The 24884-nt window shown below is 42.6% G+C and carries 22 protein-coding genes and 1 pseudogene; 1 reads left to right on the plus strand and 22 read right to left on the minus strand.

The features are described from left to right. Window positions 1-26 precede the first annotated feature (26 nt). From DB520_RS11340 to DB520_RS11425, 19 genes are all read right to left on the minus strand, one after another. On the minus strand, window positions 27-1184 hold the full coding sequence (locus tag DB520_RS11340) for a sialidase family protein (protein ID WP_232834923.1): 1158 nt from the start codon (window positions 1182-1184) through the stop codon (window positions 27-29). Then, the gene (locus DB520_RS11345) at window positions 1177-4023 is read right to left on the minus strand and encodes a M16 family metallopeptidase (protein WP_114749825.1); all 2847 of its coding nucleotides are present in this window, start codon (window positions 4021-4023) and stop codon (window positions 1177-1179) included. Before DB520_RS11345 ends, DB520_RS11340 begins: the two co-directional genes overlap by 8 nt. 287 nt (window positions 4024-4310) lie before the next feature. Then, complete coding sequence (locus DB520_RS11350; RefSeq protein ID WP_114749826.1) at window positions 4311-4733, minus strand: type II toxin-antitoxin system VapC family toxin; 423 nt, start codon at window positions 4731-4733, stop codon at window positions 4311-4313. Continuing rightward, window positions 4734-4988, minus strand: coding sequence for a DUF6364 family protein (locus DB520_RS11355; RefSeq protein ID WP_114749889.1), 255 nt, complete (start codon window positions 4986-4988; stop codon window positions 4734-4736). Between the two features lie 43 nt (window positions 4989-5031). Continuing rightward, window positions 5032-5184 carry a hypothetical protein gene (locus DB520_RS27230; RefSeq protein WP_157972039.1) on the minus strand — a complete coding sequence of 51 codons (153 nt, stop codon included), beginning with the start codon at window positions 5182-5184 and terminating at the stop codon, window positions 5032-5034. Between the two features lie 74 nt (window positions 5185-5258). Further along, window positions 5259-6425 (minus strand): lycopene cyclase family protein, encoded by a 1167-nt coding sequence (locus tag DB520_RS11360; protein WP_114749827.1) that lies wholly within the window; start codon window positions 6423-6425, stop codon window positions 5259-5261. 124 nt (window positions 6426-6549) lie between these two features. After that, complete coding sequence (locus DB520_RS11365) at window positions 6550-7557, minus strand: S41 family peptidase (RefSeq protein ID WP_114749828.1); 1008 nt, start codon at window positions 7555-7557, stop codon at window positions 6550-6552. Next, window positions 7554-8321: a hypothetical protein gene (locus tag DB520_RS11370; RefSeq protein ID WP_114749829.1), complete on the minus strand. Its 768-nt coding sequence runs from the start codon at window positions 8319-8321 to the stop codon at window positions 7554-7556. Before DB520_RS11370 ends, DB520_RS11365 begins: the two co-directional genes overlap by 4 nt. 91 nt (window positions 8322-8412) lie before the next feature. Further along, window positions 8413-8877, minus strand: a complete 465-nt coding sequence (locus tag DB520_RS11375; protein ID WP_114749830.1) for a hypothetical protein — start codon at window positions 8875-8877, stop codon at window positions 8413-8415. Then, window positions 8877-9701, minus strand: coding sequence for a CPBP family intramembrane glutamic endopeptidase (locus DB520_RS11380; RefSeq protein WP_114749831.1), 825 nt, complete (start codon window positions 9699-9701; stop codon window positions 8877-8879). The genes DB520_RS11375 and DB520_RS11380 overlap by 1 nt, the downstream gene beginning before the upstream one ends. Then, window positions 9698-10453 (minus strand): CPBP family intramembrane glutamic endopeptidase, encoded by a 756-nt coding sequence (locus tag DB520_RS11385; protein WP_114749832.1) that lies wholly within the window; start codon window positions 10451-10453, stop codon window positions 9698-9700. Before DB520_RS11385 ends, DB520_RS11380 begins: the two co-directional genes overlap by 4 nt. Before the next feature lie 31 nt (window positions 10454-10484). Continuing rightward, window positions 10485-11285 carry an alpha/beta fold hydrolase gene (locus DB520_RS11390; RefSeq protein ID WP_114749833.1) on the minus strand — a complete coding sequence of 267 codons (801 nt, stop codon included), beginning with the start codon at window positions 11283-11285 and terminating at the stop codon, window positions 10485-10487. Next, a complete protein-coding gene (locus DB520_RS11395) occupies window positions 11282-12055 on the minus strand; it encodes an alpha/beta fold hydrolase (RefSeq protein WP_114749834.1) in 774 nt (257 codons plus the stop codon). Before DB520_RS11395 ends, DB520_RS11390 begins: the two co-directional genes overlap by 4 nt. 29 nt (window positions 12056-12084) lie before the next feature. Further along, entirely contained in the window at window positions 12085-12936 is an 852-nt protein-coding gene (locus DB520_RS11400; protein ID WP_157972040.1) for a DUF6544 family protein, read from the minus strand. 254 nt (window positions 12937-13190) lie between these two features. Next, complete coding sequence (locus tag DB520_RS11405) at window positions 13191-14078, minus strand: hypothetical protein (protein ID WP_198675303.1); 888 nt, start codon at window positions 14076-14078, stop codon at window positions 13191-13193. Between the two features lie 305 nt (window positions 14079-14383). Further along, window positions 14384-15718: an alpha/beta hydrolase gene (locus tag DB520_RS11410; protein WP_114749837.1), complete on the minus strand. Its 1335-nt coding sequence runs from the start codon at window positions 15716-15718 to the stop codon at window positions 14384-14386. A gap of 141 nt (window positions 15719-15859) precedes the next feature. Beyond that, window positions 15860-16768 (minus strand): AraC family transcriptional regulator, encoded by a 909-nt coding sequence (locus DB520_RS11415; protein ID WP_114749838.1) that lies wholly within the window; start codon window positions 16766-16768, stop codon window positions 15860-15862. A gap of 24 nt (window positions 16769-16792) precedes the next feature. Beyond that, window positions 16793-17854, minus strand: coding sequence for a serine hydrolase domain-containing protein (locus DB520_RS11420; protein ID WP_114749839.1), 1062 nt, complete (start codon window positions 17852-17854; stop codon window positions 16793-16795). 283 nt (window positions 17855-18137) lie between these two features. Continuing rightward, entirely contained in the window at window positions 18138-20453 is a 2316-nt protein-coding gene (locus tag DB520_RS11425; protein ID WP_114749840.1) for a hypothetical protein, read from the minus strand. A gap of 818 nt (window positions 20454-21271) precedes the next feature. Between DB520_RS11425 and brnA the strand changes: the two genes are divergently transcribed. Beyond that, window positions 21272-21442, plus strand: coding sequence for a type II toxin-antitoxin system BrnA family antitoxin (gene brnA, locus DB520_RS11440; protein ID WP_232834924.1), 171 nt, complete (start codon window positions 21272-21274; stop codon window positions 21440-21442). Between the two features lie 285 nt (window positions 21443-21727). Here the strand turns inward: brnA and DB520_RS11445 are convergent, their stop codons facing one another. From DB520_RS11445 to DB520_RS11455, 3 genes and pseudogenes are all read right to left on the minus strand, one after another. After that, window positions 21728-22270, minus strand: a complete 543-nt coding sequence (locus DB520_RS11445) for a sulfatase-like hydrolase/transferase (RefSeq protein ID WP_114749890.1) — start codon at window positions 22268-22270, stop codon at window positions 21728-21730. Between the two features lie 11 nt (window positions 22271-22281). Then, on the minus strand, window positions 22282-23886 hold the full coding sequence (locus DB520_RS11450; protein WP_114749842.1) for a sulfatase family protein: 1605 nt from the start codon (window positions 23884-23886) through the stop codon (window positions 22282-22284). 331 nt (window positions 23887-24217) lie between these two features. Beyond that, a pseudogene (locus tag DB520_RS11455) lies at window positions 24218-24793 on the minus strand (Uma2 family endonuclease). Window positions 24794-24884 lie beyond the last annotated feature (91 nt).

The raw sequence follows: 24884 nt of genomic DNA on the forward strand, positions 1-24884 counted from the left end.
AGCTCCAAGTAAACTATTCATTACTCTTATTTGTCATCCAAATAAAAACTTGCCAAGGTGACTTTTTCATAAGGATTATTCATCCCTCTTTCAAATAAACAGAGTACTTTCCCATCCGGTAAAATGGCCAGAGAGGAATAGGCAGCCGGCCCTTCATGAAGTCTTTTAATGGTTGACCAACTTCTTCCTTCGTCTTTGCTAATTTTGACAGTCATGTTGTCCCTTGTGGTGCTTGCAGGATTGGAAAAAAGCAGGATGTTTCCCATAGGTCCATCGCTCCAAGAAAATCGGATCATGGCGGCTTGACAGACAGGGTCAATCAGATCTAAAGCATCCACCGGATAAGACCAGCTCTCACCTCCGTCCTCACTTACGGAAAGTGCCCTTAGGCTATTTCCATGATAAGACCTCATATTCATCAACAAACTACCTGGTTCTTTTTCTAATTCAACCACTTGGCATTCATTCATCTTGGGAGAAATCACCCCTCCTATCTCCCAGGTTTCACCATGGTCGTCACTGAAAATGGCATGCGAACCATATTCATATTTCCCATCTACACCCATATAACTATGATCGCAGGGGATAACCAACCGACCCCTGTTGGAGCCATGTTTTATTTGTACCCCTACTCCAGGGCCGGTTGCATACCAACCCCACTCTGGGTTCTTTACCTGATTAGTGATATCCCTGGGAGGATCCCAGGTATTGCCATCATCATCACTAAAGGTGAGAAAAACCCTCCTCGTATCCTTAGCTCTTCTCTCAATTATTTCCCTTTCCCCATCTTCCCCAAGGTTCCACGTCATGAACAACCAAATCCTCCCTGTATCCTCATCTACCACTGCTGTGGGGTTGCCACAGACATTTGGCCCGTCATCCCATACCAGGGATGTTGCTTTCCAGGTTGCTCCACCATCCTCCGATCTACGCATCAATAAGTCAATATCCCCGGTATCCGAACTTCCCGCTCTTCTTCCCTCTATAAAGGCCAATACAGTCCCGTTTGGCGTGAGCACAAGGGAGGGAATTCGAAAGGTATGGTAACCTTCAGAGCCAGAAACAAATAAATCCAGATACTCTGCCTCCTCGGATTCAGATTGTGCTACGGCAGTTCCTCCCATGAAGGCAAAGCCTATTACAAAAACTAGTAGGCGTAAAAGCCATTTAATAAGGTTATTCATCTGCAAGACCTTCAAACGACTGTGGATATTTCTTTACTTCCAATAAATTTTCTTTGGTCAAATACTCATTGGCTATTTCTTGTATTTGCTCCCCGCTAACCTTTTGTACTCTATCCATGGCTCCCAATACGGTATCAAGGGGCATCCCTGAAGTGAGTGCTGCATTCAGTTGCCCATGCCAAAAGGAGTTTCTTCGGAGGTTTTCTTCCAGTGAAATCCGCTTGCTTTCCCTTACTTTTTCCAGGTCCTTTTCTTCTGGTCCTGCTTCTTTGATGGCATTGATTTCATCCCAAACTGCCGCTATCAACTTATCAACATTTTCAGGATCACAGGGAAAGGAAATGGAAAAGCTAAAACTCTCCTCGGGAACCCTGGACAATCCTCCTCTTGCTCCAATACTATATACACCTCCCATTTTTTCCCTGATATTTTCTATCAACTTGATGGTAAGCACCTCTCCCAAAAAAGAAAATTGCTGGGATTTTTCAATATCATAGGGTGTGGGGCCATGAAAATAAAGAATCACCTGACTTTTTTCATCTTTGCCCACCTTTACGGATTCGCTGCTTGCCTGGGGCGGACGAATTCCTAAATCCCTGTAATTATCTACTGCATCTGGGTTTCCGGGTAGACTACCCAAATAAAGCTCTATGAGGGGTAAGGTGACTTCTAAATCAATATTTCCAGTAAAAAGAAACTCAAAGTTCGCTGCATTGGCAAACCGCTCACTGTATATTTCCAGCCCCCGGTTGAGGTCAATTTTCTGCAGGTCTTCTGGGTCATAAATGCTCATACCCCTGAAATTACCTTGACTTAGGATTTCGTTGAATTTTCTGTTAAACTGAAAATCCGGATTGGCCTGAGCACTTTCTAACTGCGACTTGTTGTTGCTAAGGTAAACCTCAAACAGCTCCTCGTCCCTTCTGGGTGTAGTAAAGTACAGGTGCATCAATTGCAAGGTCTCTTCCAAATCCCTTGGGGAGGTGCTTCCCCCTATAGTTTCACTGTAGGTTCCTATATTTGGAGTTACACTCACGTTTTTCCCAGCCAATACTTTTCTAAGGTCAGAGGGACTAAACTCCCCCACTCCCATCACATTCACCATCACAGAAGAATAGGAGGCGGAATAGTGATCCTCGTCAGGATAAAGCGATGTACCCCCCTTACTGCTTCCCGTGAAAAGAATCTCGTCGTTTTTAAAATCTGTGGGCTTAAAGTGAACCTTTACCCCATTGGAAAGAACAATACTGGTGACCTCCACCGCCTCATTTTCGGTTTTTTCTATCACTTTTCCTGAGCTGGGCAGCTCCGTCAATAACTCCTCCAAAAGTTCCTTTTCTTCATAAGGGGCAATTTCCATGGCATCCACCTTATCGAAAAGTGCCAATACCTCCTCCTCTGTGGGCAAGGATTCTTTTTCCTTTTCCGGAGCGGTAACCACGATCAGCCGGTTATCATCCCTCACCATGGACCTGCCCATTTTATTGACCTCATCAAGGGTGATTTCAGGCAAAATTTGCAGGTACAACTCATAGCGATTTTTCTCCCCCTCGGCAAACCCACCATTTAAGAAATGGGACACGTACCTGCTCACCATCTGCCTGGATTCCATCTTGTCCATTTCCTTGAAACTTCGTTCCGTGCTGTTGGCCAAACTCCGTTTTACCCTATCCAACTCATTCTCTGTAAATCCGTGTCTTAGAGCCCTTTCATTCTCCACCAAAAATGCCTCCAACCCCTCCATAACCTTGCCGGGACCTACCACTCCAGAAGTGGTAAAAAAGTCCAATGCCCTAACCATGGAACCGTACCTGGAACCTGCGAACATAAAAGGTGCATCGGGTTTTTGACGGATTTCGTCCAGTCTCTGGGTCAATATACCACCATATACCGTCCTCACTATTCTATTTCTGTAGTCCTCTACCGTTTCTGTGGAGGCAGGTGGATGTTTGTAGAACAACTGTAATTGGATACCCGGAGCCTCCTCATCAGTAACTATCTTGACAAAACTTTCCTCATGCTCCGGAACGTCAAAAGTTTCCCTCTCTGGAGCCTCTTCGGGATTTTCCAGATCCTGAAAGAATTCCTTAATCAACTCCTCCACTTCATCCACTGGGACATCCCCCACGGCTACCACCGCCATATTATCAGGCCGGTACCAGTCCCTGTAAAAACTTCTCAATTCTTCATAATCCGCATTTCTCACCACTTCCATCTGACCTATAGGAAGCCTCTCCGCATACTTGCTCCCATGGAGCAAATAGGGAAGCCACTCGTCCCTCATGCGTTGATCGGGACCTTGGCCAGTCCTCCATTCTTCCTCAATGATACTTCGTTCCTCATCGATGTCTTCTTCCGTGAGCAGAAGTCCTCCCGCCCAATCCTTCAACACCAGAAAGCCATTCCGCATCTTTTCCTCATCATCAGTGGGGATGGGAAGTATATACACCGTTTCGTCAAAGGAGGTATAGGCGTTCAGATCCCTTCCAAAGGAGACCCCTATGGATTGGAGGTAGCTTACCAACTCATTTTTCTCGAAGTTTTCACTCCCATTAAAAGCCATGTGCTCCACAAAATGGGCTAGCCCCTGCTGGCTATCGGATTCTAATATGGAACCTGCATTTACCGCCAGCCTCAATTCCAGTTTGTTTTCAGGTTTGGGATTGTACTTTATGTAATAAGTAAGACCGTTTTCCAATTTGCCTTTCCGAACCCTTTCGTCCAAGGGCACTAGTTCCTGGGCCAAACTTGGCAAACAGGTAAATCCTACAAGTATAATGGCTAGGAAGGCATTGACCCACCGAGCACTTTCCGACCCTAAACGTCCAATGTAAAGCATAGATTTGGTAGTTGTGACAACTAAAGTAAGCGATAAGAAATTGAATTACTTATCAAACCTTGAAAAAGTAGGTTTTGGTTTCAAAAAGGTATGGGGTTGGGCGTTAAAAATTGTGAATCCGAAAACCCTCCACCATGCACCGGGGAATAGCCAATGCCAATTTTGTCCTTCTTGATTTTTTAGGGATAGTATCGGTGAGGGAGGTAAATCTTTCCTATACTTCACAATCTGTACCAGCTGAAAACACCTTTTGCACCCCTTGCAATGCCCACCACAAATAGTTGATTTTAGCCATCGGCCCTTCCCTTCAAGTAGGTTTCAGGGGTTAAAATGGCAAGGTTACTTTTTCTGTAGTCCTTGATATTTCCGGTCAAAATTACTTTTATTTCTCCATTTTCAGTGGCCGAAAAATTTTGCAAAGCATCTTCAAAGTCCTTAAAATCTGAATTTAACGCTCCGAAAACCACTTCTTTATCCATTTTTACAATAGCTATTATAGTTAAAAGTTGTTTTATCTTTTCGATTATAATTTCGTGTTTTGCCGATTTTCTCAGCAAATAATAGACATTGCAAATGGTGACTGGAGTTGTGAATCCCTTGATTTCATTTTCTTCACATAAATTTAAGATCTCTGTCGCGAATGCAGCAAATGGGTCACGGTCAAAAAAGAAATCCATTAGTACATCTGTGTCAATAAGCACCTTGTCCATTTATGAATATTTTTCCTCTAGCCGGTCCCTAAGTTCTTTTTTATAATCCATGTCCTTTTTGGGCATTCTAAAAGAGCCTTTTAGCGATTTTACAATTGGATTAAGTTTTTTGGCTTTTTCCTTTTGTTCCTCTTTGGTCAGGATTTTCAAATAATTTTCAACGATGTCGGACAGGCTGCGGTTTTTACCTTTTGCATATTCCTTTGCTTTTTTTATGATTTCCCGCTCAATAGTCAATGTCAGTTTTGTGTTCATCTCATGCATGTTGTAGGTTCCATACAAATATAAAAAGAATTTGTTACACGTGCTTAATTTCGAAAAAAAGCACGTCGTTTTTAAAACCTGATAAACGTAAATGCCTTTCGACCATCTGAGCCAAAAAACAGACCATCAGGTGCCCCTTTGCCCTTTCACCGTTCATTATTTCAAGACAAATGAGGAATCTCTTCATTTTAATAGATTTAGTAGCCAAATCTAGTATAGAAAGGAAACTTATTAAACTTTTATTCTTACTATTAACGGTTTTCAGGACCTCCCCACACCCAAAAGTTGCTTTATGCCCGAATAGACGAAAGGGAACTGTGGGACACTGTTTCTTATCTTAAACTCCTCCAAAAACCCACTCTCGTTGGCCAAAAAGGCCAATATTCTTTCCGGCTCCACTTGTTTAAAAAGAAAGGAGAAAATCTGTTCCCCAGTCAACCTCTTATTCAATATCACATCCACCAATGTCCGGTCGTACCACTCAAACATGCGCTCCCTAAAAGTAGGATCCACTACGGGAGAACCCGTTTGCTTTAACTGTACCAATAGCCTGCCTATATGCTTCTGAACGAACTGGAAGGTATATCCCGTACTTGGCTTGGTATATCCTCCGGCAGTGCCAATATTGATGATGCGCTTATTTTTCCCAAGGTGAGCGGGAAATCTAGCCAATGACATGGGTATAACACCGAACTCCTTATGTTTTATATCGTAGGCTTGCACACCCAATTTGTTACGTATATAGCTTTTAAGGGCTGTTTCATATTCCTTTTCCTCCAAAACCCTCTCCGTAAAAAGCGTATATTCCACCAGTGCCATGTTACTGGCGGTAGGCAGCACGTACATAAAGGTGGTGCCATGATCTTGAGGGAGGGTGAAATCCATTAAGGTACCCACCTCAGGATCGAAGACAGGCTGTTCCGTCAGTATAAACCAGCCAAGGAAATGCTGAAGCAAGGTGTTATCCTCGTTCATTTTGGGATAAAAGAGTCCGGTGGAATTGAAGACGTAATCTGCTGAATAGATGTTATCCCCGGTATCTACGGAGACCTTCTCCCCTTCTTCGGATATTCCCACAATCTTTTCCTCTACAAAACGTACGTTTGAAAACCCATTGACAAAATCTAATACATGGGCATAGAAATCCCCCGATTGAATCATTTTATAGCGGTATTCCCTCATCTCAAATACCTTGAAAACCTGGGGTGAAAAAAACCGCAACCTGGCCCACTCATGGCAGACCAGGGATTCGAATGGCCCCTCCCCTTTTTCCCAAAAACACCAGGTTCTGTCGTTTTGGGTTTTTTTGGCGTAGTCTATGACCAAAATTTCTTTATGTTGGAATCCGGGTTCCTTTAAAAGCCTGTATAATAAACTCAATCCAGCCAATCCGGATCCTGCGAAGATGTAATCGTACGTTTTGGACATTGTATTGGAATATGTGGGGAATGCATACGCCCTCCCAATATTAACACAAAACCATGAAAGAGGTTAACCCAGGCTCAAATAATCCCTTCAAAAAGGTCCTTATTAAATTTGGATACAACACAACTCACTCTCTCAACCATCCCACTGCCGCTTCTATAAAATGATCCTTGCCTTCCAGTTGATCCATGGGATGGGTGAGCAATTGATCCACCTGCACCCCAAACTCCAGGTGTGCATCATCGGGGTCTATGGTCTGACTCCCTGAAAAACGGTAAGTCCAGCCATTGGGGAGCTCTGCAAAAACCGGAGTGCCCCCACCCCCTCCGGTCTGATCGCCAAACAGCCTGGCTTGGGGCAAAACCCTCATCATTTGGGCAAAAAATGTGGTAGAACTGTAAGAGTGCCTATTGGTCAGGAGGGCCACTTTCCCCATATACTTTTCTCCAGAATAAGGGGTAATCCGTAAAGAGGCCCAAGGGGTGAAATCCGCAGCCCCAGGCCCGGTTTTAAAGCGCTGCCTAGCGTAAATCACTTCCTCTTCCGTGAATCTGGATGCTATTTTGTGGGCATTTCGAAGGTTGCCACCCCCATTGCTCCTCACATCAATGATCAGCCCATCATGGAACTGCATCAGTCGGACTATTTCATCCATATGCTGATCGGAAATGGTACGCTCGAAAGAGCGGTAGTTGACATAAAGCATATTATCGATGGTCTGCGCATGCAGAGGGCCAATGATCCTGTAATCAGTCTTCATGTACTTGTCATAAATAAGCTGCTCGTCATAAAACAAAGGGTAACCTTCAAACCAGCTCCAGTTTCGGGAGCGGTTAAACGTACTCAAAAGGTTCACATGTCCATCTTCCAGTTCTGCAAGCATATCACCGAGTACATCGAACAACTCATAGGGGTCCATCCCATCGTGAATTAAAGGACTATAGGCTTGTTTAACGTCCTCCCAGTCAATCTGTTTTTCCTCAAAAAAGCTGTACCTGTTATGTACATCTGACCAAAGGTGCTCAAATACTGCCCTTGGGTTGGCCGGTGGGTCTTCGGGTCTTATGATAACTTCGCAGCTGCTACCTATCAAAAGCAAGCATGAAATCACGAATAATTGCTGGTACGTTCTCATAATTGAAAATTTAATTGGAAGAAATAATGGCTACCGGAGCGATGGGAGCGGTGGGCATTTTCTAGGGAAGAATAATGGAACCTATGGCCTATGCCGATCTCATTACCATTGGACAATTGGTAAAAAAACTGATTCAATATTCCCAAATCCTGTTGCTGAAAGGGTTGGAAAAAGCGCAGGGACTGCCAAAAGGCATTGAAAGTGGACTGTTCATGAAGAAATGGGTCCGGAGGGCTGGTCACATAGGAAGCAGAAAACAGGAAACCGATCACTTGCCAATGGGCTTGCGAAGAAAACCTCCATTCCTGCTCCTTTCCAAATGATTGCTGGTAGCGTACTGCCGGCCCAAATGAGGTATGAAAATCAAACCTGGGGTTGAAGTTCTGTGCGTCCTCATAGTTCCGCTCGCTTAAGGCATTGTTATTGGACCAACCCAACATTAAGCTTTCCGGCAACCAGTCAGCACTATAGAAGGTATAGGTTATGACACTGGCATGGGTACCGGTCATTTCTGCATTGAAGGCATTTTGTAAGGGCAGTCTGCTATAATGGAGATACACCTCATCAGTTTTCAGTTCTCCGACACTAGCATATCCCAGCGTTAAACCGATAGAGCTTCCCTTGTACACCAAGGGGGAGTACCCGTGGTCACGTTCCCAGGAATTTTGAAGGCCTGTGTTTAGAAATAATGTTCGTTGATTTTTTTGGGCCATCGCTCCAAAATGCATAAAAAGCAATGCAACCAAAATGAGGAATCTGTTCATTGTAATTGTTTTAATCTCCAAATGTAGGAAGAAAGAAAACTTCCAAACATGACTTCTATCAGGGTGCTGCCCTTTAATTATTCTTTTTTTATTAAAACAGTAGTAAGGCAGAAAGCAAACCAAATAGGACACTGTACATAATGGATTCTAACTGAATGATCCAGAAAATTTTTCTTTCCACAAACTCTTTTTTAAGATAGACCAATCCTTCTATGGTATTCGAAAAAGGAACTGCACAGGAAAAATCGGTGTAAACAAACATCAGGCTCCCCATAAAGAGGAACTGCTGCCAAAATGAAAGGGTGGTCAAGAAAGGCAAAACAGGATAAAGCACCATCGACATCACTATCGCCCTTACAAACTGAGAGGGCAAAAGGAGTTTTGCCACTCGAAGCTCCTCCTCCTTCTTTCCCATATCCCGGAAAAACCCCTTGTACAGGCGGTCTTTTCCTTTATAAATTTTTTTGGCCAACCGAAGGTCAATAACACCGGCTATGATATAGCAAACGAAATGAATCACAAAAAACAAAAGGCTGAACTTAATATAGAGCATCATTATAAAGCATTACTTTTCTTAACAGTTAATAAGGCAATAATTCCTATTCCCAACATAAGGAATTCCAGTAACCAAAAATGCAATTGGAAAACATCCGTTGCCAGGACTAAACTGGGAAAAACTGGCATAAATGCATTGGAGGTACCATGTGCCACCAAAGCGGACATGGGCTTTTGATGTGAGGCCTTGACTACCCAAGACAAGAAAAAAGACAAACCTATACATCCGATCAAAAAGGCCGGAAAAGGCATATAGATTTGAAAAGATGCAGCAATAAACCATAATGGTGCATGCCATATTGCCCAAATGATGCCCAAAAGGATGTTTCCGGGCCAAAGCCCGAATTTGGTTTCCAAATAAGGCATGATATAGCCCCTCCACCCCACTTCTTCTTGTCCGCCTCCAAAAAAAATCATCACTAGCCAATATATCGGAAAAACATATAGGGTAGGTAAAAGCATGGGCAATCTTTCATATCCAAAAAAACCCGGGAGGTACCAAGCCAAAAAATTGGCGAGCCCCAATCCAGCCAAAATCCCAACCCAAACTTTCCAGCCAAAATCAATGGCCAGAAAGGTTTTTAGAAAGCGCTTGACTTCAGATTTTCCTTGCAGGGTACGGATGGAATAGAGTGCACCTAAGCCCGGGCCAAATGCACCCAAAATGATCGCTGGCATGCTTAAACTGTCTCGCAGGCTTTCATTCCACCCCCAAATACCCAAACCTGGTAAAACAAAAGGCAACCATAACAGCCAGGACCACAAAAAAGTAACCACAAAGAAACGTACAGGGACGCGTTTTCTATCAAAGGTTTCTGGATTCATAGGAATAGTTTTTCATTGAGCACCATTACCACATGAGCGAATATATGAGCCAAGAAGGCACTTTCCAGCCCTTTTTTCCAATACAGCCAACCGAAAACAAGCCCCCCAATGGAGTTGCCAATCAAGACATAACTTATCAAGACTATGCTGGGATTTTCTACAACTTGAAAAACGACGGGGAAATGACCTACAGCAAAAAGTAGGGTGGATATGATAATCCCAATCCAATACACCTTGGGTTTGGTTCCCTTAAAAAGTTTGGCTCCCAACCAAACCAAAAGCGTCATCAATCCATACCGCATAAATAATTCTTCTGTAATCCCTCCGTATAAAAACCTTGCTGCAAGGGTCAAATTGAGGGAGGAGTTCAGGAGTTCATATTCTGTCGGAGAAATGTACCTGTAGAGGCCGAGAATACTTAGTATCAACCCTGCGAGTACGCCACCTAGAATCCCATAAAAGAATATTTCTCGAAATTGTGGATGCTCGAGCCTTATGCCCACCAACTTCTCAATAATTGGAACGCTAAGGTTTACCTTTTGGTAAAGGACGGTACCCACCACTACTGAAACAATCAAAATAATGGTTGGGTTGATTAAGATCAGCAGCTTAATTTGTAATGGCGTAAACTGATCCTCCAACATGGATACAACCTCCTCCGGCAAGGGTAAATCTACCGTTAACATGGACAACATGCCCAACATCCCGAGGAAAAACAAGATAAGACCCAGGTAAAACTTTTTTTTCTTCATAGTTACTGATTTTAATAGTATTGTCACCGCGCTAGACCTGACAAGTCTCTTTCAGAAACTGGCTCAGAGCCTGATTAAAAGACGCTGGATTATCCTGATTGGCTATATGATTGGCATTGGCTATTTCTACACTTTGGCTCATTGGCTCATTTTTGTGCCATTTTTTAGAGGCATTTTTAATAAAGAATAAATCTTTTTGTCCATAAAGCATTAGTAGAGGCACTTTTTTAGGTTGAGGCGATGGATCTATAAGGTCGTAGGTCATATCGGTAGTGATTTGCAGTGCTAACTTTTTCCCTGTTTGTTTCATCGAGGCCGACAGATATTCCTGAACCTCTTTCCTTACGGCCCTATGCTTACCAAAAGCTCTACAAAACGTTTTTTTCGGAATAAGTCCAATCAAAAACATGGAAAATGGGACAAACCATTTTGCCCAAGCTCCCACATGCGACTTCAACTCAATGCCTGGTGCATGTACCACGGCTTTTACCTTTCCGGGATAGTTGATCTGAAAATACTGTGCAATCAGGCTGCCCAAGGATTGTCCAACCAAAATGACCTCTTGGATTTTCAACTCCTCCAATAACTCATTCAAGCATTCTGCGGATAATACCGTAAATCGCTCGTTATAGTTTTTGAGAGTTGAGCTACCATGCCCGGGCAAATCCCAGACTAAGGTACTGTAATCGGAAAGTAGTGGATCTACCTGATCATGAAAGGTGTGGTGATCCATGCCTACTCCATGGATAAATACCAAGGTAGAAACAGGATCAATACCTGACAGTTCATAATAAATATCTCCGTAAGTACTAGAAAATATTCCCTTCTTCATTTTAGATTGTCCAATATGTCCTTTAAGCAATTATTGAAAGCCGCTGGATCGTCGAGGTTAGCCACATGGCCTAAACCTTTCAATTCAATCACCTTTGCTGATGGATTAGCCTCGATAGCCTTTAGCGTTGATTTTAACATCCCATTAATCCCTTTGTCAAATTCACATCTGATCAATGTATAGGGAACAGGGCTTTGGGCAATAAAGCCCGTAAAGTCATAATTCACCAAATTATACCTGAAATGGGGAATCGCAGTTACTGCCTTTTCAAACATTTGGAAAAAAACCTCTTTGGAGGCCTCATGATTGGCGGTATGGGAAACCATAAAGTTCAGGTACCATTTTTTAAAAAACTGGAGCATAAAAGCATCAAAAGCTCTGAATACCGGAGCGAGAAATTTGGGGAACTTCATCTGTCCTGTTGTACCGAAAGTGGCCAAGCTTAAGAATTTTTCAGGCATTTTACTGACCACTATATAACCTATCACCCCGCCAGCTGAATTCCCAACAAAATGGATGTTATCCAAATTCAGGTCTTTGATCAATTGGATGATATCCGCGGCAAAAAGGGTTAATACGTATTGCTCTGTGGTATTTGGTGAGGGTTTTGGAGAATCCCCATGTCCTCTTAAGGATAAGGAAACCACCTTGTAATTTTCAGAGAAATACTCGTGCTGTTTTCGAAATTGATCGGCATTTCCTCCTGCCCCGTGGACAAAGAGGAGGGTTTCTTTATTTGAATTTCCACTGATGAAATACTCTAGTTGCATTTGTACCTTAATTTTGCAAGTGTGAAAAATTACTCATTTACATTTATCTCAATGCTGTCAACAATTCCTCTGTAATACTCAAAATCACCATCGGGTAAATGCCAAACAATTTTCACCTTCTCACAGATTTTCAGATTCCCCTGCATTTTATAACTTTCCACAAAGGCAGAAAACTTTACTTTTTTATACTGATTTTTTCCTGTTGAATAGTACCTGTCATCAGTTTCAAAGTGTGTAAATAGGCCATCCTCATCAAAATAAAACACTCCTGTAACTTCAAGCCCATTGTCATTAAGTGTCCCTTTTACCGCATTATTTCTCATATCTTCCCATTTAACACTATCAAGCAAAAGGTAGCCTGGTATAAACATAAATTCACAGAATGTGGTAATCAATGCCGATTGAGCTGTTTCTCTGCTGTTATCAAAAACTACTCTTATCAGGTTTAGTAGTTTACCATTCATTTCCCCATAGCCATCCCGGTATAGATCACGTGCAGCCACGGGCATTGACTCAAATTTCATTAGCGCTACTCTTCCGATAGGTTTTACAGAATTAAACTGGGAGGTATGCAATTTATCCCAATCTTTTTGTGGCGACATTTTCAACCGGCTTTCTGACCAGTAAACATTGGCATTTACAGGTACCGTTGTATTCATATAGCCACAGACCCTTAGATACTTTTTGATAGGTTCAGGTAATTCTTCAATTAATTCTTCAGTAAATATTTCTGTCTCAAAAGCCTTGTTTCTTTTCAATAATTCGGCCCTGTCATTGAAATACACTTTTTTCATACCGGTACAACTTAGAAATGATAATCTTGCAATGTTTTTAAAAACAATCGCTCTTAAATTAGAAGTAGATGTGGATGCACCAAACATTTTTGATTAACTTTTTTCGCTACATACTTCTCCGGTTTAAATTTTTTTTCAGGCTGCTTAATAGGTTCAGCATATTTCAAAACCTAAATCCAGCTACTACTTGAGTTACGAAAATGACCGACCCTTTTACAAAATCCCGGTAAGGTTTTTTTGCAAAATTAGCAGGAGAAGGCCAAGACAACTATGAGCACCCTCAATACAAATAATGATTTTAATCATCACCAAATTCATCTTGCAGGGAATTAAGCCACCACTTACTTTTGACCAAATTGCAGTACCCATACCGTAATTAATCCAAAAACAAAGGAAGAAGAAGCAGTTTCAACCATATGGCTAACTCTTACACTGGCGATGGGCATTAGTGGATTTGGCAGAATGTGCACCAGATGAGGAATGGCAAAAAGCAACCCCACTATCAATGCGGTCACCCAGGTATTTGCCTTTGACCCGGACAAGATGAGCAAGGCGATAGCACCAAAAACAATTCCTCTAAATAACTGCAACAGCACTAAGCTTGGGGAATTTAAAAACGTATCCAAGGTATGGGAAAAGAAGGGAGCTATTTCACCCGGGCTACCATAAAACTCCCTCAGCTCGGGGTTTTGCCAAGCAATAAAATACCCCGCCAACCAGTACACAACAAGGTATATAAGGGCTATAATCCCAAATTTGATAATTAGAAGCTTTGTGGTGGAGACCTTCCATATTGCAGGATCTACGGGTTCTCCTTTGCGTTTCCATTTGCCCAAAATGAAGACCGCCACAGGTATAAAAATAAACGGAATAGATAAACCCATTAGGAAAAGGCGTGGCAATAACTGGGGTGGCACGGTGGTTTCACTTAGAAAATACCATGATTCTATTTGGGTCAGTAAGGTAAAGGATCCGTAATAGGCAAGTGCCAAGCTTATCGTTAATTGCCATCCATTCCATCGGGAGGTGAGTATAAGGCTTACAATTAATGCCGTGTTTATTAACCCCAATACGAGCAAGCCAAAACCCTCTTCTATTAAACCTGGTTCGGAGGGGAGATCAGGAATCAGATTTTCCATAGCCAAAGTACCCAATATCCAGATAGGATAATAAAAGACCGTTAAAAAAGCTAGCCTTAAAACCCATTTTAACCTATTTTTCGCATCCATATAATTAAAATTTAAGGAATCCATTTTACCTCTCTGAGCCTCCTAATGATTAAAGATAGTTTTTGTAGTTTTATAAATTTCCCTTATAATTTTTAAATGGTTGGAATAATGGAAACTTACTTCATTTGCGTGTTTTGTTTTACCTTGGTTTGTATATGTTCTTTATATTATACTCGATGGAAGTTTTTGATCAGAGATGTAGTATTGCTTTAAAAACCCCCATCAAGCATAATAAAATTCAAAACTACGGTTGACCTTATTGTTATTTCAAGTTTGTGGTCAAATCGGAAGTAAATTGTAGTGGGTTAACTACTAATTTCTTTGGCCACTTCCTTGGCAGCATGGATACTCACCTTCTCAGTGGTTTGTAGGAAAATTTCATCCAGCCAATCATACACCGTATGTCGAATCAGGGTAAGGTTGGGCAGCATGTTCTTTCCCGAAGCACCCAGTTCTGCTTTTCCGATTACCAGATCCACCTTTGGGTTATCGATCTTTTTAAGGGACTCATTAATGAATCCCTTGGTGGCCCAATAGGCCAGTTCGTCCTCACCCACCATCAAAAGGCTGGGACATTTTATCTCGGAAGGATCTGCTGTAAATTCCTTACAGGCATCCAGCCATTCCTTTATGGTGTTCACTTTCCATCGCCATTTGTAAACATCCATTACATTGAACAAGCCGGCCAACCAAGACCCAAACAGTCTGGTAAGCATTTTGAACAAGGGGAAATTCTCATATTTGGCCAAGGTCTTCAACTCCTTGGCCTGCACCAAATAGTCATACTGGTTCAAAATAATGCTATTGGCAATCATGGCCTTGATGCGTTTATCTTTGGATGCTGCCCTGGCCACGGTATACCCTCCCATGCTGGGACCAAACACTGCCAACCTTTCCATATCCACATCCGGCCTGCTTTCCAGGTAATCGATCACTTTGCTGACAGGCTTTTCCATGGCAGGCTCCATTTTCATTCCCTCTGCCGCTGTGTTTCCCATTCCGGGAAGGTCCACGGTGATCATATTGTAACCACGTTCCTGGTCTCCAATTCCGAACACCATACACATGTCCTCACAAAAAGATTCTCCTCCACCCACATTGTAAAGCGTCGGCCTTTTAATATTCCTATTGTCTGGTTTGATAAAATAACCAGGCAGTTTCTTCCCTTCAAATTCAATTTCGATGGCTTCGATGGGAGGGTTATATAATGCCGCAGCTTTCCTGAAATTTTCTACAGCATGCTTGCGGATTTCATTATAACGTTGGGTTTCCTTGACAGGACTCAGGTTTAACAGGGCGGCCCGGTTAAGGTAATACACACGTAGGAAGGTATCCCTTGCAGTAATGGTATGCCCTCGGGAAAGGCTTTTGTGAGCTTCTTTTTCTACCAAATTTGCCATTTTGGTGAGTTCACGTACCCATGCTTCTGTATCGTATTGGCCCACATTGCTGACGGCGGCAAATGCTTCACCAACATCAGCACCCCCTCTTGCTCCAAATGCGAGTAAGTAGGAAAAGTAGCCATCTGCGATGGGATTTTTATAATAAAACTTCATTCTCCCTACAAGGGGTTTGTTGTGTTTGGGCACCTCCTTGGAAATGTTGTTTGCAACCTGCTTTTTCATAGTCTGCGCTTTCATGATTTTGGGGATTTAGTTAGATAACTTATTGATTTACTGTAAATTTGATCAAAAAAATTAGCACAGTATGGGAAAAATTGGGTTGAATTTTGGTAAAAATTTCGGTGCACTAACAAGAAAAATTAAACAATTTTTTCGCCTTTACCCTTTATTTTTTAAAGCATTTCTAAAGGCCGCGGGAGTAAGCCCGCTCATTTTTTTAAAAAATTTCACGAAATGACTGTAATCGTCAAAATTCAAAGACCAAGCCAATTCTTTAATGCCTATATCCGAAGATGCCAGTAGGGTTTTGGCATGCAAAAAAGTAATTTCGTTAATCATGCGTTTTGGTGTTGTCTTAAACACCTTTTTAACAGCCTCAGCCAGGTAAGCTGGACTTATTCCCATTACTCCCGCATAGTAAGTAACTGCTTTTTCATCCTTATAATGGTTCAATACCAATCCCTTGAACCAAGTGGCCAATTTTTGATATTGTAATTCAGGAAAAGTACTTCCGCCTATTTTTCCTGAAACCATCCTGTTGATAAACACCATCAAAACCTGTAACAGGTTACGAATCACAAAAATGTTTTCTTCCTTCAACTCCTTCTGTTCATCTAAAAGCAATTCAAAAAACTGGCTCATCTGTTCATATTCTTTTACAGAAAGGGAAATGACCAAAGGCTGTAAGCTGTGAAGAAAACTAAAGCTATCGGTGAGATAGGCCAAGCCACCTAGATTCAAAAAAGACTCTTTGACATTGGCCACATACCCTTCCCAATTACCGGTCTTTTCCCAAGTGAGAATTTGACCGGGCAGATATATAACCATGGAATAGTTTTCGATTTCTTCCCTCATGTCAAAAACCCCTACCCTAGCCTGTATTTCGCTGCCAATGGCAACCTGAAAATAAGCAGTGCAAAAAGGCCCCATCACGGGCACAATATCATTCCCGAGTTCGCTAAATCGGAGCACATGGAATTCATCATGTTTTGCCCGGATAGTGGTATTGGCATCCGCATAATAATCATTGAACTCCCTGTAGGTGATGATATTGGGTTGATTTGCCATCTGCCTAATATTGAAACTAGCTACTCACAACGTGGACTTTATTGTCTTGATCATCAGTCCTGTCGCCTTCCTGTGTCCTACCCCATTGATCTGATTGGTGGCACCGCAGAAATACAGGTCTGTTTTTGGGTTGTAAAAGGCAAAAGTGCCTGTCTGTCCCCAAAAGCCTAGTATCTCTCCCGGGTACTTAAAGGGGGAAACAATCCAGGGAATCCATAATTTTTCCAGCCCAATACCAAATTGGAAAAGTCCGGGAGGAGGAAAAATCATTTTCCATTCTTTCAGGGATTCTATTTTTTCTTTAGGGAAAAATACCCCTTCGAAAAAAGCTTTCAGAAAAACCATCACCTCATCTATGGTGGATACAATTCCCCCCTCCGGTCCTATCGATGCCATGTAATTGGGTAGCCATAATTTCTTTGATCCATAGTAAAAAGGAGCGGGCATGTTATCGGATGTATCTTGATATATATAGGTGTTTTTCAGCCCTAAAGGGTCAAAAATATACACCTTCATGATCTCTGGAATGGAAAGTCCTGAAACCTCCTCAATGATTTTTCCCAAAAGCTGGTAATTCGAATCTGAATAGGCCGCTTTGGCCCCCGGTTTGAATTTGGGTTTTAATCCCTGGATAAGTCCAATGGTCCTTTCCAAAGGCCAGGCTTCATCTTTTCCTTCCATCAATTCATCTGCTACCGTCCGGCCATTTTCCTGCTTGTGGAAAAAATAATCCGGGATTCCTGAAGTGTTGGTTATCAAATGCCTGATGGTCAATTGACCCGAGTAATCCACCCCTTTGAAAACATGGATTTTATCGCAGAAATGGCCTGGCAGATGTTCACTAATTTTATCTTCTAAACGGATCTTCCCTTCATCGATCAGCTTCATCACCAACACGGTGATATACATTTTGGTCACTGAAGCAATGAAGTAGTTGTCCTCCACTTGCATGCACCCGGCAGCACCTGACCAGGATAGAGAAGCATCTCCATTTTCCACTTTCATGGCCACGCTAAAGATGGATTTGTTGTCCACCATTCTCTGGAGGGAAGTTTGAAGATGGGTAGGGTTTAACGTTCGGTTCATCCTATAAATATAGAAAAAGCCAGGGGATCAGACTAGGTATTTCAATTATCAAATAGCCAGAATTACTTTACTTTCCCTTCACTTGATATTAAGGTTGATCCGATTTTCCGACAATCCCTATGAGTATTAAATCTTGGAAAGAGTGGTGATCATTCTTAACCTCATTCTATTTGTTTTAATTAATTTTAGTTTACTTTTCAGCGACCAAGAAGAGAAAATAAAAAGCTGACATCTAGGTTAAGAAGGATAAGAAAATCAGGCTATTTACTTTAAAAACAACTATTTACAAGGTTTCAATCGAATAGACCTCTGCATTCTGCAGGTAAAATTTCAATCTGATAGTTCTCCCTGACAGTTGATTAAAATCAGCGTCCTGCCACTTCACCCTAGCCGATATTTCATCCCCGGTAAGCGGCGCACACTCACCCTTTGAAAAGCCGGGGACGACCGAACCGCTCTCTTCCAACACTTCCACAAATACACTGCCTCCCTTTTTGGCAATATAATTCAATCGAAGCTGATCTCCTGCTACTTGCAGGGTTTTGGTGGTAGAGGAGCCGGCAACCTCATCACTCTGTAAGGCAAAATAGCCGTCGAGCCTGATTCGAATACGATACCAAGTGCGCTCTCCCCTGCCATGGGCATCCCCCACCTCCAGGTAGTGCCATAGCTCATCCCCCTCTCTATGCAATCCCTGGCAAGAGATCACCTCTGTATATTTGCCTTTGTCCACATAGTAAGTTTCTGTTATTATATTCCATTCGTCTCCGTCCCGGCTATGGGCAATGGCCACATTCCTGTCGTCCGAGTCCGCCAGATAAATCCAAGGGAAAGCGAGGTAGGTGTCCGGTGCATAGGGATATTTGACCACCCGGGTTCTATAAACCTGCTCATAGGAAGGGGCACCATGAGGAAGAATAAACTGTGACTCACCCTCCCCCGTGACCACGGGAAAGGGCGAATATTCAAAATAGGGTTCCTTCATTTTTTTAAACGGCCAAACGCGATAGGGATCCTCCGTCTCAAAACGCACCGATACCCGCTTTTGCGGGTTGACTGCTTCTGGATTATCAAAACTGGCATCCCGCTTCAGGTAGGTAACATACTTGGCCCGCTGATCGTCGTAAAAGGACTCAGCACTTCCACCCGACAAAAGTGGAAACATGGCTGTTTCATTCCTTCGCCAATGAAAAGCATCCGGGGAAGTGTACAAATAAATCCCCCGACCAGAAAGATAGGCTGTCAACTTAAAGCGGGTACCATCACGATGCGCCTCTGGGCTGTCATCAATGAATAAATCCCCACCCATAGGGTAATTGACCATTTCTACCGGCTTGCCATCGAATTTTAGTCCATCCCTTGTTTCATAAAGGTAAACCAGCCCTAGGCTCGAGTTGTAGTTTGCGGTCGCAATTCCAAGTTTTCGCTCTCCGTCTTGGACAAAGGTGATTCGCCACTCCCCATCCACCTTTTCAATGTCGGTCTTTTCGGCATCTTTAAGCTTCCAGGGCTTCATCACAATTTGGGCATTTTCCAAGGTCTCTAGTAGCCTATCATCCAAAAACAGGTGCTTTCGCTTTCCGAAGTTAAAAACAGATACATCTTTTGTTTCATTGGAAAAGAGCAAGGGAGGACCGGTAGGAGTAGGCAAGGAATAGGCTGCATCGGAATAATTCCGGGAATAGGTTTTTGGTTGAAACCCATCTCGCCCGAAACGAAGAATATCCGAGACCCTAAATTCATCCAAAACTCCCGGCAAATCGGACTCTGCCTTCCGGCTTTGAAGTAGGGATACGTTAAACCGTTGTAGCAATTTTTGCTCCTCACTTAAATCTGCCCAATTCCTATCGGCGTTAAAGTTTTCCCTGGGACTCTCTATTGGTGGGAGAGGAGATTTTTTAAGGGTGGATGAAATTCCCTCAACCGTAAATCTACCATCTAAGAAGACCGACCCCTTTCCTTCACTATCTATTTGTATAGCCAAATGTGTAAAATCATTCATCTTGGCAAACGCTTCCTTCCATTCAAAAATGGTCTTAATACCCCGGTAATGATTTCTTACCTCCAGCGTCTTTCCCTCATCTACAAAAAGGAGGCTGAATCCGGCATCAAGTCCTCTCCCCAAATCAAGCAAAAAAGCTTCTTCAGGCAACACATCACTGGGTTTCAACCAAAATTCAAAAGTAAGAGACGACCCAGCTAATGCCCGCAATAAATTCTCAGGAGCATAAGTAGGTCCCCACAATCCCGTTGGTACTCCGTCCGGCTGGCGTGGTACCAACGCTCCCCTTCCGGAAAATCCAGCGTAGATAACGTTATAGCCCTTTTGGGAGGAAAGGGCATTACCGAATTTTCCCTGTGCCAAGGAAGAAGAGGTGAGCCGCAAGTCGGCAACTTCGTACGGACTTGCATCCGTAATGGTGGCATTGGGATAAGCTTCCTCATCGAATAGCCAAAGCAAAACTGTATGCTTGTCCTCAAAAAAAAGGGAATCCTGACCCTGTGCCTCCGGGTAATCTCCATTGCCTTGATGACAGGATGAATATAGGCTTAGCAAAAAAATGATGCAACCCAGGGGTTTGATTTTTAATTCCTTCATGCATTTGGAGTTAACGTGTATATCCATTAAATATACTGTAAACTAGGTAAAAAAGACCAATACCCTTGATATGCGGGCAGGGCTGTTAGTTCAACCTCCACTGATCCCACACCAAGCACCCATTTTCACAAATTTTGACCGATTTATGGTCATTGCGGGATTATACGCTTTAGCTTGAATTTTAAAACCGATAGGTGCGACCCCATTGGGGTCGGGGCTTTCTCCTTTCGTATCCCACCTATCCCATGCTGTCTTCTCCAATGGTAGGTACCTGTCCGCAACGCATATCGACTGGGGGAACAAATCATAATTAAGCAATTTGCACATAAATCCAAAGTCTACGAACTTTAAACAAGCATAGAGGATACAGGCTTTTCCTGCTTAGCTTTAGGGAGGAACCTACCATATAATAATGATTGCAGCTTTCAAGTTATTCCTAATGGGTAGGACTCCCTGGCACCGCATGGGTTTGCATTCTTCTTTAATGACTGACCCCTATATCTTCAAAACTCATTTTTGGTTATTTTCACCTGTTTTTTACTTAATTTTATAGTGGTTTTTACACCATTGTATTCCTTATGCAATAAGTTCGAATTCGACCCAAGGAAAAGCGAGTCTAATAAAACCAAACATGGAATTTACTTTGAAAAGGCTAAGGAACTCTGGAAAGATCCCGATAGGATTATATTTGAAGCTCGGACAAATAGATAAAAAGCGGTTTTTACTTATTGCCAAATTAGATGAACATATATGGTCAACCGTATATACCACTAGGAATAAAAAGATACGGAATATATCGGTCAGAAAATCAAGGGAAAATGAAAAAGAAATCTATTACAGCAGTTGAATTTGACAAGAAATTTGAAAACGATGAGAATTTAGTGCCTTATCTGAAGGCGGATAAAATATCAAAACCTGGGTTAAAAGCCCGTAGGGTAAGTGTTGACTTTCCGGAATGGATGGTCAAAGAGCTTGATCAGGCTGCCTAAAAACTGGTGATTACCCGACAAAGCCTGATCAAGGTCTTTATTTCCGAAAAACTCAAAGAAAACGCTATTTGACAACTTTCATTACCCCCTGCATCCTTTTTATAATTTACGATTGGGATAAAGCATCTGAATGATTATTGATTAATCCCCAATGGTTTGGGAATTTAACAAATAGATTGACCTAATCAGCCACGGTTGCTTTCATGTCTGTGCTCCAAGTATATACCTGATCGCCAGGTCTGGGGTTGACCATCCAGGAACTTGGAATGGCTATATCCTTAATATTCATCCGGTAACTCCATTCCCACCAAAGGCAAGATGGTGGGTTCTATATCCACGTTCAGTACCATCTTGGAAAACGTGAAACATGGAATCTTCAATGCCTTCATTTACCTTCACTCCAAATTCCCCCTCAAACCCGGTCCTGTACCCTTCGTCTTTCAGAAGCTTTGGATAGCTACGGTACATGTATTCATCCTGCACAGGAGGCTTGCCAAAGGTAAAATCGTGCGTACGCTCATAAAGTCCCGTGAATAGGGAAGCCCTACTTGAGGCACAGATGGCTGTGGTCACAAAGGCATTTTCAAAATACAATCCCTCACTTGCCAGCTTATCCATATGCGGGGTGTGGATGATATCATTGTCGGCAAAGCCCAGGGCATCCCAACGCTGATCATCCGTCAGGATAAAGATGATATTTGGCTTTTCATTTTCGGTACTTTTTTCCTTTTCCAGCGGCTGACAGCCCCAGAAAGCTAGCCCTAGAAAAAGGGCTGTTAGGGTTTTTGAAAATGGAAAAAGAAAATTACTTTCTTTGTGAAATCGCATAGGAACCACCATTAATTATTGGATACACTTTGGTCAATAAATTGCTGATTCAGTCCATCGGAATCCCCGTACTGCACCCGAAGTTCCTCCAATCGGGTATGTAGCATTTGTTGGATTTCCTTGTATTCCGGATCATCATAGATACTATTCATCTCATCGGGGTCCTTTTCCAAATCGTACATCTCCCATTCGTCCACATCGTAGTAAAAATGAATCAGCTTGTACCTATCTGTCCTTACGCCATAATGCCTTTTTACATTATGAGGCCCTGGATATTCATAGTAATGGTAATAGATGGCATCCCTCCAAGGCACACTTTGTCCTGCTGCTACAGGCCGCCAAGACTCTCCTTGCATGTCTTCAGGGATTTCCACCCCTGCATAATCCAGGATAGTAGGCGCATGGTCCAGGTTGAGCACCATTTCTTGCACCTCTGTACCAGCCTCAATTTCCTTGGGATACCTTACTAAAAGAGGAGTACTGAGTGACTGTTCGTACATAAATCGCTTATCGTACCAGCCGTGCTCCCCTAGGTAGAATCCCTGATCCGAAGTATAAACCACCACCGTGTTATCCAAAAGCCCCTGCTCTTCCAGGTAATCCAACACTCTGCCTATGCCATCATCTACGGATTTCACAACCTTGAGGTAATCCCTTAAGTACCTGTGAAACATAAAATTGGCGAGTTCTTCCCCACTTGGAGGCTGTTTGAGGTATTGCTCACCTGGAGCACCTTGGCTTAGAAACTTTTCGTTGGCAGGACCATACACCTCGTTCCATGCCTCCATTTGCTCTTCACTCATCCTACCAAAAGGTGCAGGTAGACGGCTCTCCTCCCCGGTAAAGGGGTTCTTTTCAAATTTCATGTCCCAACCCCAGTACATATTATTTACAATCTCCATTTCCTGCTCCCTGGCAGCACTGCCACGACCTTGGTAATCATCAAAGAAGTTGTGGGGAAAATCAAACTCCACATCCTCATAGAGGGACAGGTACTTTTCCTCGGGCATCCAATTACGATGGGGGGCCTTTGTGTGGTAATTTATAGCAAATGGCTTAGTCCTATCCCAATCATTTTCCAGCCAATCCATGACAAACTGTGGGATCAAAGCCTCGCAGTGTCCTTCAAATTTCACTTCTTCTTCCCCATTCTTGATGAGTTCAGGATTGTAATAATTCCCCTGTCCGGGCAAGGTAAGGGAATAATCATACCCCTGTGGTTTCCCTGCCAAGTGGATCTTCCCTATAAGGGCAGTTTCATACCCCCCTGCCTGTAACAGCTTTGGATAAGTTTGTTGATCCCAGTCAAAAGGCGCCACGTTGTCGATCTTGCCGTTAATATGGCTGTATTTTCCCGTAAGCAGAACAGCCCGGCTTGGTGCGCAAATGGAATTAGTCACAAAACTGTTTCTAAAAAGTGCACCCTCCTTTGCCAAACGGTCCATGTTGGGAAAATAAGTGCTATCTAAAAGCCCATGCCCATAGGCATGTAAAGCTTGCTGGGTATGATCATCTGTCATAATGTAAAGGATATTAGGCCGCCGTTCGGTCTCCTTTTCCTGGCATGACACTAAGAGGAAGCTTATAACAAAAACAATGATTGAAAATTTATCCATGGAATATTATTTTTTTCTATCCTGACAATTTAGCAAAGGTTTTTTCCCTGGCCTATAATTTAAATAAAAACAAAACCGGGTGCCTAGTAAGCCACTTTCGTCGTTCGATGCGAAAAATTACCCCATCATACCCACAATTACAGTCAAATGCATTAGGCCTAGGATTGACCTTAAAAAAACAACTTCCTTACCCCGTGACTTGCGTAAGATTATATCCCAAAAAGAATATCCGAAAGCAATTCTTGCACGTTTAGGGTTTTGAATTGCAACTAAAAACCCCTGATATACAAAACAATTATTCCAAATCCCTAAACACATAATCTAAGTCCAGTCAAAAACCAACTACAGCTTTGGATTCAATGAAGTCTCCAAAGGTAAAAAGTTTCGAAGGGATGTATTGGCCTTCCAACAGGGTATATGTCATGACAGTCCGCTCGTCAGGATGGATGATCCAATATTCCTTCACACCAGAATCTTTATAGACCTCGTATTTGTTTTGAAGTTACTTTTTGTTGTTGCCGGGAGAAAGTATCTCAACAATCAAATCCGGTGGGCCAATGCAACCTAGCTCATCTAGTTTGCACTTGTCGCAAATCACGCAGATATCTGGTTGGACCACCGTATCTACATCTTCGTTTCTAGTGGATTTGATAGGTAGGCGTACATCGAAAGGTGCTTCGTAAACTTCACAACTTTTCCCTTCCAAAAAATTAAAAATTTTAGCAAAAACCTTACCTGAGATTTTCTGATGGATTCTCCTAGGTGCGGCCGCAGCAGATCGAAAGACTTTGCCATGGATCAGCTCCACCATTTCTTCCAATTGCCATTCCAAATAATCGGCATAGGTATATCTTCCATAATCGGTGAATGGTTCTTTCACTTCATATTCTTTGCCTTTCTTATGCATACAATCAATATAGCAAAACTTGATATGAATGCACCCACTTCCCTTCAAAATCTGGACGATTACCAGACAAAAGTCGACTAAAATCCAGAGG

Origin of the sequence: Pleomorphovibrio marinus, assembly GCF_003347495.1 — a bacterium.
Classification (GTDB): Bacteria; Bacteroidota; Bacteroidia; order Cytophagales; family Cyclobacteriaceae; genus Pleomorphovibrio; species Pleomorphovibrio marinus.

What these genes read in the sequence shown, in the direction of transcription:
- DB520_RS11340 (WP_232834923.1), bottom strand. Translation starts at nt 1,184, where the DNA reads ATGAATAACCTTATTAAATGGCTTTTACGCCTACTAGTTTTTGTAATA.
- DB520_RS11345 (WP_114749825.1), bottom strand. Translation starts at nt 4,023, where the DNA reads ATGCTTTACATTGGACGTTTAGGGTCGGAAAGTGCTCGGTGGGTCAAT.
- DB520_RS11350 (WP_114749826.1), bottom strand. Translation starts at nt 4,733, where the DNA reads ATGGACAAGGTGCTTATTGACACAGATGTACTAATGGATTTCTTTTTT.
- DB520_RS11355 (WP_114749889.1), bottom strand. Translation starts at nt 4,988, where the DNA reads ATGAACACAAAACTGACATTGACTATTGAGCGGGAAATCATAAAAAAA.
- DB520_RS27230 (WP_157972039.1), bottom strand. Translation starts at nt 5,184, where the DNA reads ATGAAGAGATTCCTCATTTGTCTTGAAATAATGAACGGTGAAAGGGCA.
- DB520_RS11360 (WP_114749827.1), bottom strand. Translation starts at nt 6,425, where the DNA reads ATGTCCAAAACGTACGATTACATCTTCGCAGGATCCGGATTGGCTGGA.
- DB520_RS11365 (WP_114749828.1), bottom strand. Translation starts at nt 7,557, where the DNA reads ATGAGAACGTACCAGCAATTATTCGTGATTTCATGCTTGCTTTTGATA.
- DB520_RS11370 (WP_114749829.1), bottom strand. Translation starts at nt 8,321, where the DNA reads ATGAACAGATTCCTCATTTTGGTTGCATTGCTTTTTATGCATTTTGGA.
- DB520_RS11375 (WP_114749830.1), bottom strand. Translation starts at nt 8,877, where the DNA reads ATGATGCTCTATATTAAGTTCAGCCTTTTGTTTTTTGTGATTCATTTC.
- DB520_RS11380 (WP_114749831.1), bottom strand. Translation starts at nt 9,701, where the DNA reads ATGAATCCAGAAACCTTTGATAGAAAACGCGTCCCTGTACGTTTCTTT.
- DB520_RS11385 (WP_114749832.1), bottom strand. Translation starts at nt 10,453, where the DNA reads ATGAAGAAAAAAAAGTTTTACCTGGGTCTTATCTTGTTTTTCCTCGGG.
- DB520_RS11390 (WP_114749833.1), bottom strand. Translation starts at nt 11,285, where the DNA reads ATGAAGAAGGGAATATTTTCTAGTACTTACGGAGATATTTATTATGAA.
- DB520_RS11395 (WP_114749834.1), bottom strand. Translation starts at nt 12,055, where the DNA reads ATGCAACTAGAGTATTTCATCAGTGGAAATTCAAATAAAGAAACCCTC.
- DB520_RS11400 (WP_157972040.1), bottom strand. Translation starts at nt 12,936, where the DNA reads ATGTTTGGTGCATCCACATCTACTTCTAATTTAAGAGCGATTGTTTTT.
- DB520_RS11405 (WP_198675303.1), bottom strand. Translation starts at nt 14,078, where the DNA reads ATGGATGCGAAAAATAGGTTAAAATGGGTTTTAAGGCTAGCTTTTTTA.
- DB520_RS11410 (WP_114749837.1), bottom strand. Translation starts at nt 15,718, where the DNA reads ATGAAAGCGCAGACTATGAAAAAGCAGGTTGCAAACAACATTTCCAAG.
- DB520_RS11415 (WP_114749838.1), bottom strand. Translation starts at nt 16,768, where the DNA reads ATGGCAAATCAACCCAATATCATCACCTACAGGGAGTTCAATGATTAT.
- DB520_RS11420 (WP_114749839.1), bottom strand. Translation starts at nt 17,854, where the DNA reads ATGAACCGAACGTTAAACCCTACCCATCTTCAAACTTCCCTCCAGAGA.
- DB520_RS11425 (WP_114749840.1), bottom strand. Translation starts at nt 20,453, where the DNA reads ATGAAGGAATTAAAAATCAAACCCCTGGGTTGCATCATTTTTTTGCTA.
- brnA (WP_232834924.1), top strand. Translation starts at nt 21,272, where the DNA reads ATGAAAAAGAAATCTATTACAGCAGTTGAATTTGACAAGAAATTTGAA.
- DB520_RS11445 (WP_114749890.1), bottom strand. Translation starts at nt 22,270, where the DNA reads ATGCGATTTCACAAAGAAAGTAATTTTCTTTTTCCATTTTCAAAAACC.
- DB520_RS11450 (WP_114749842.1), bottom strand. Translation starts at nt 23,886, where the DNA reads ATGGATAAATTTTCAATCATTGTTTTTGTTATAAGCTTCCTCTTAGTG.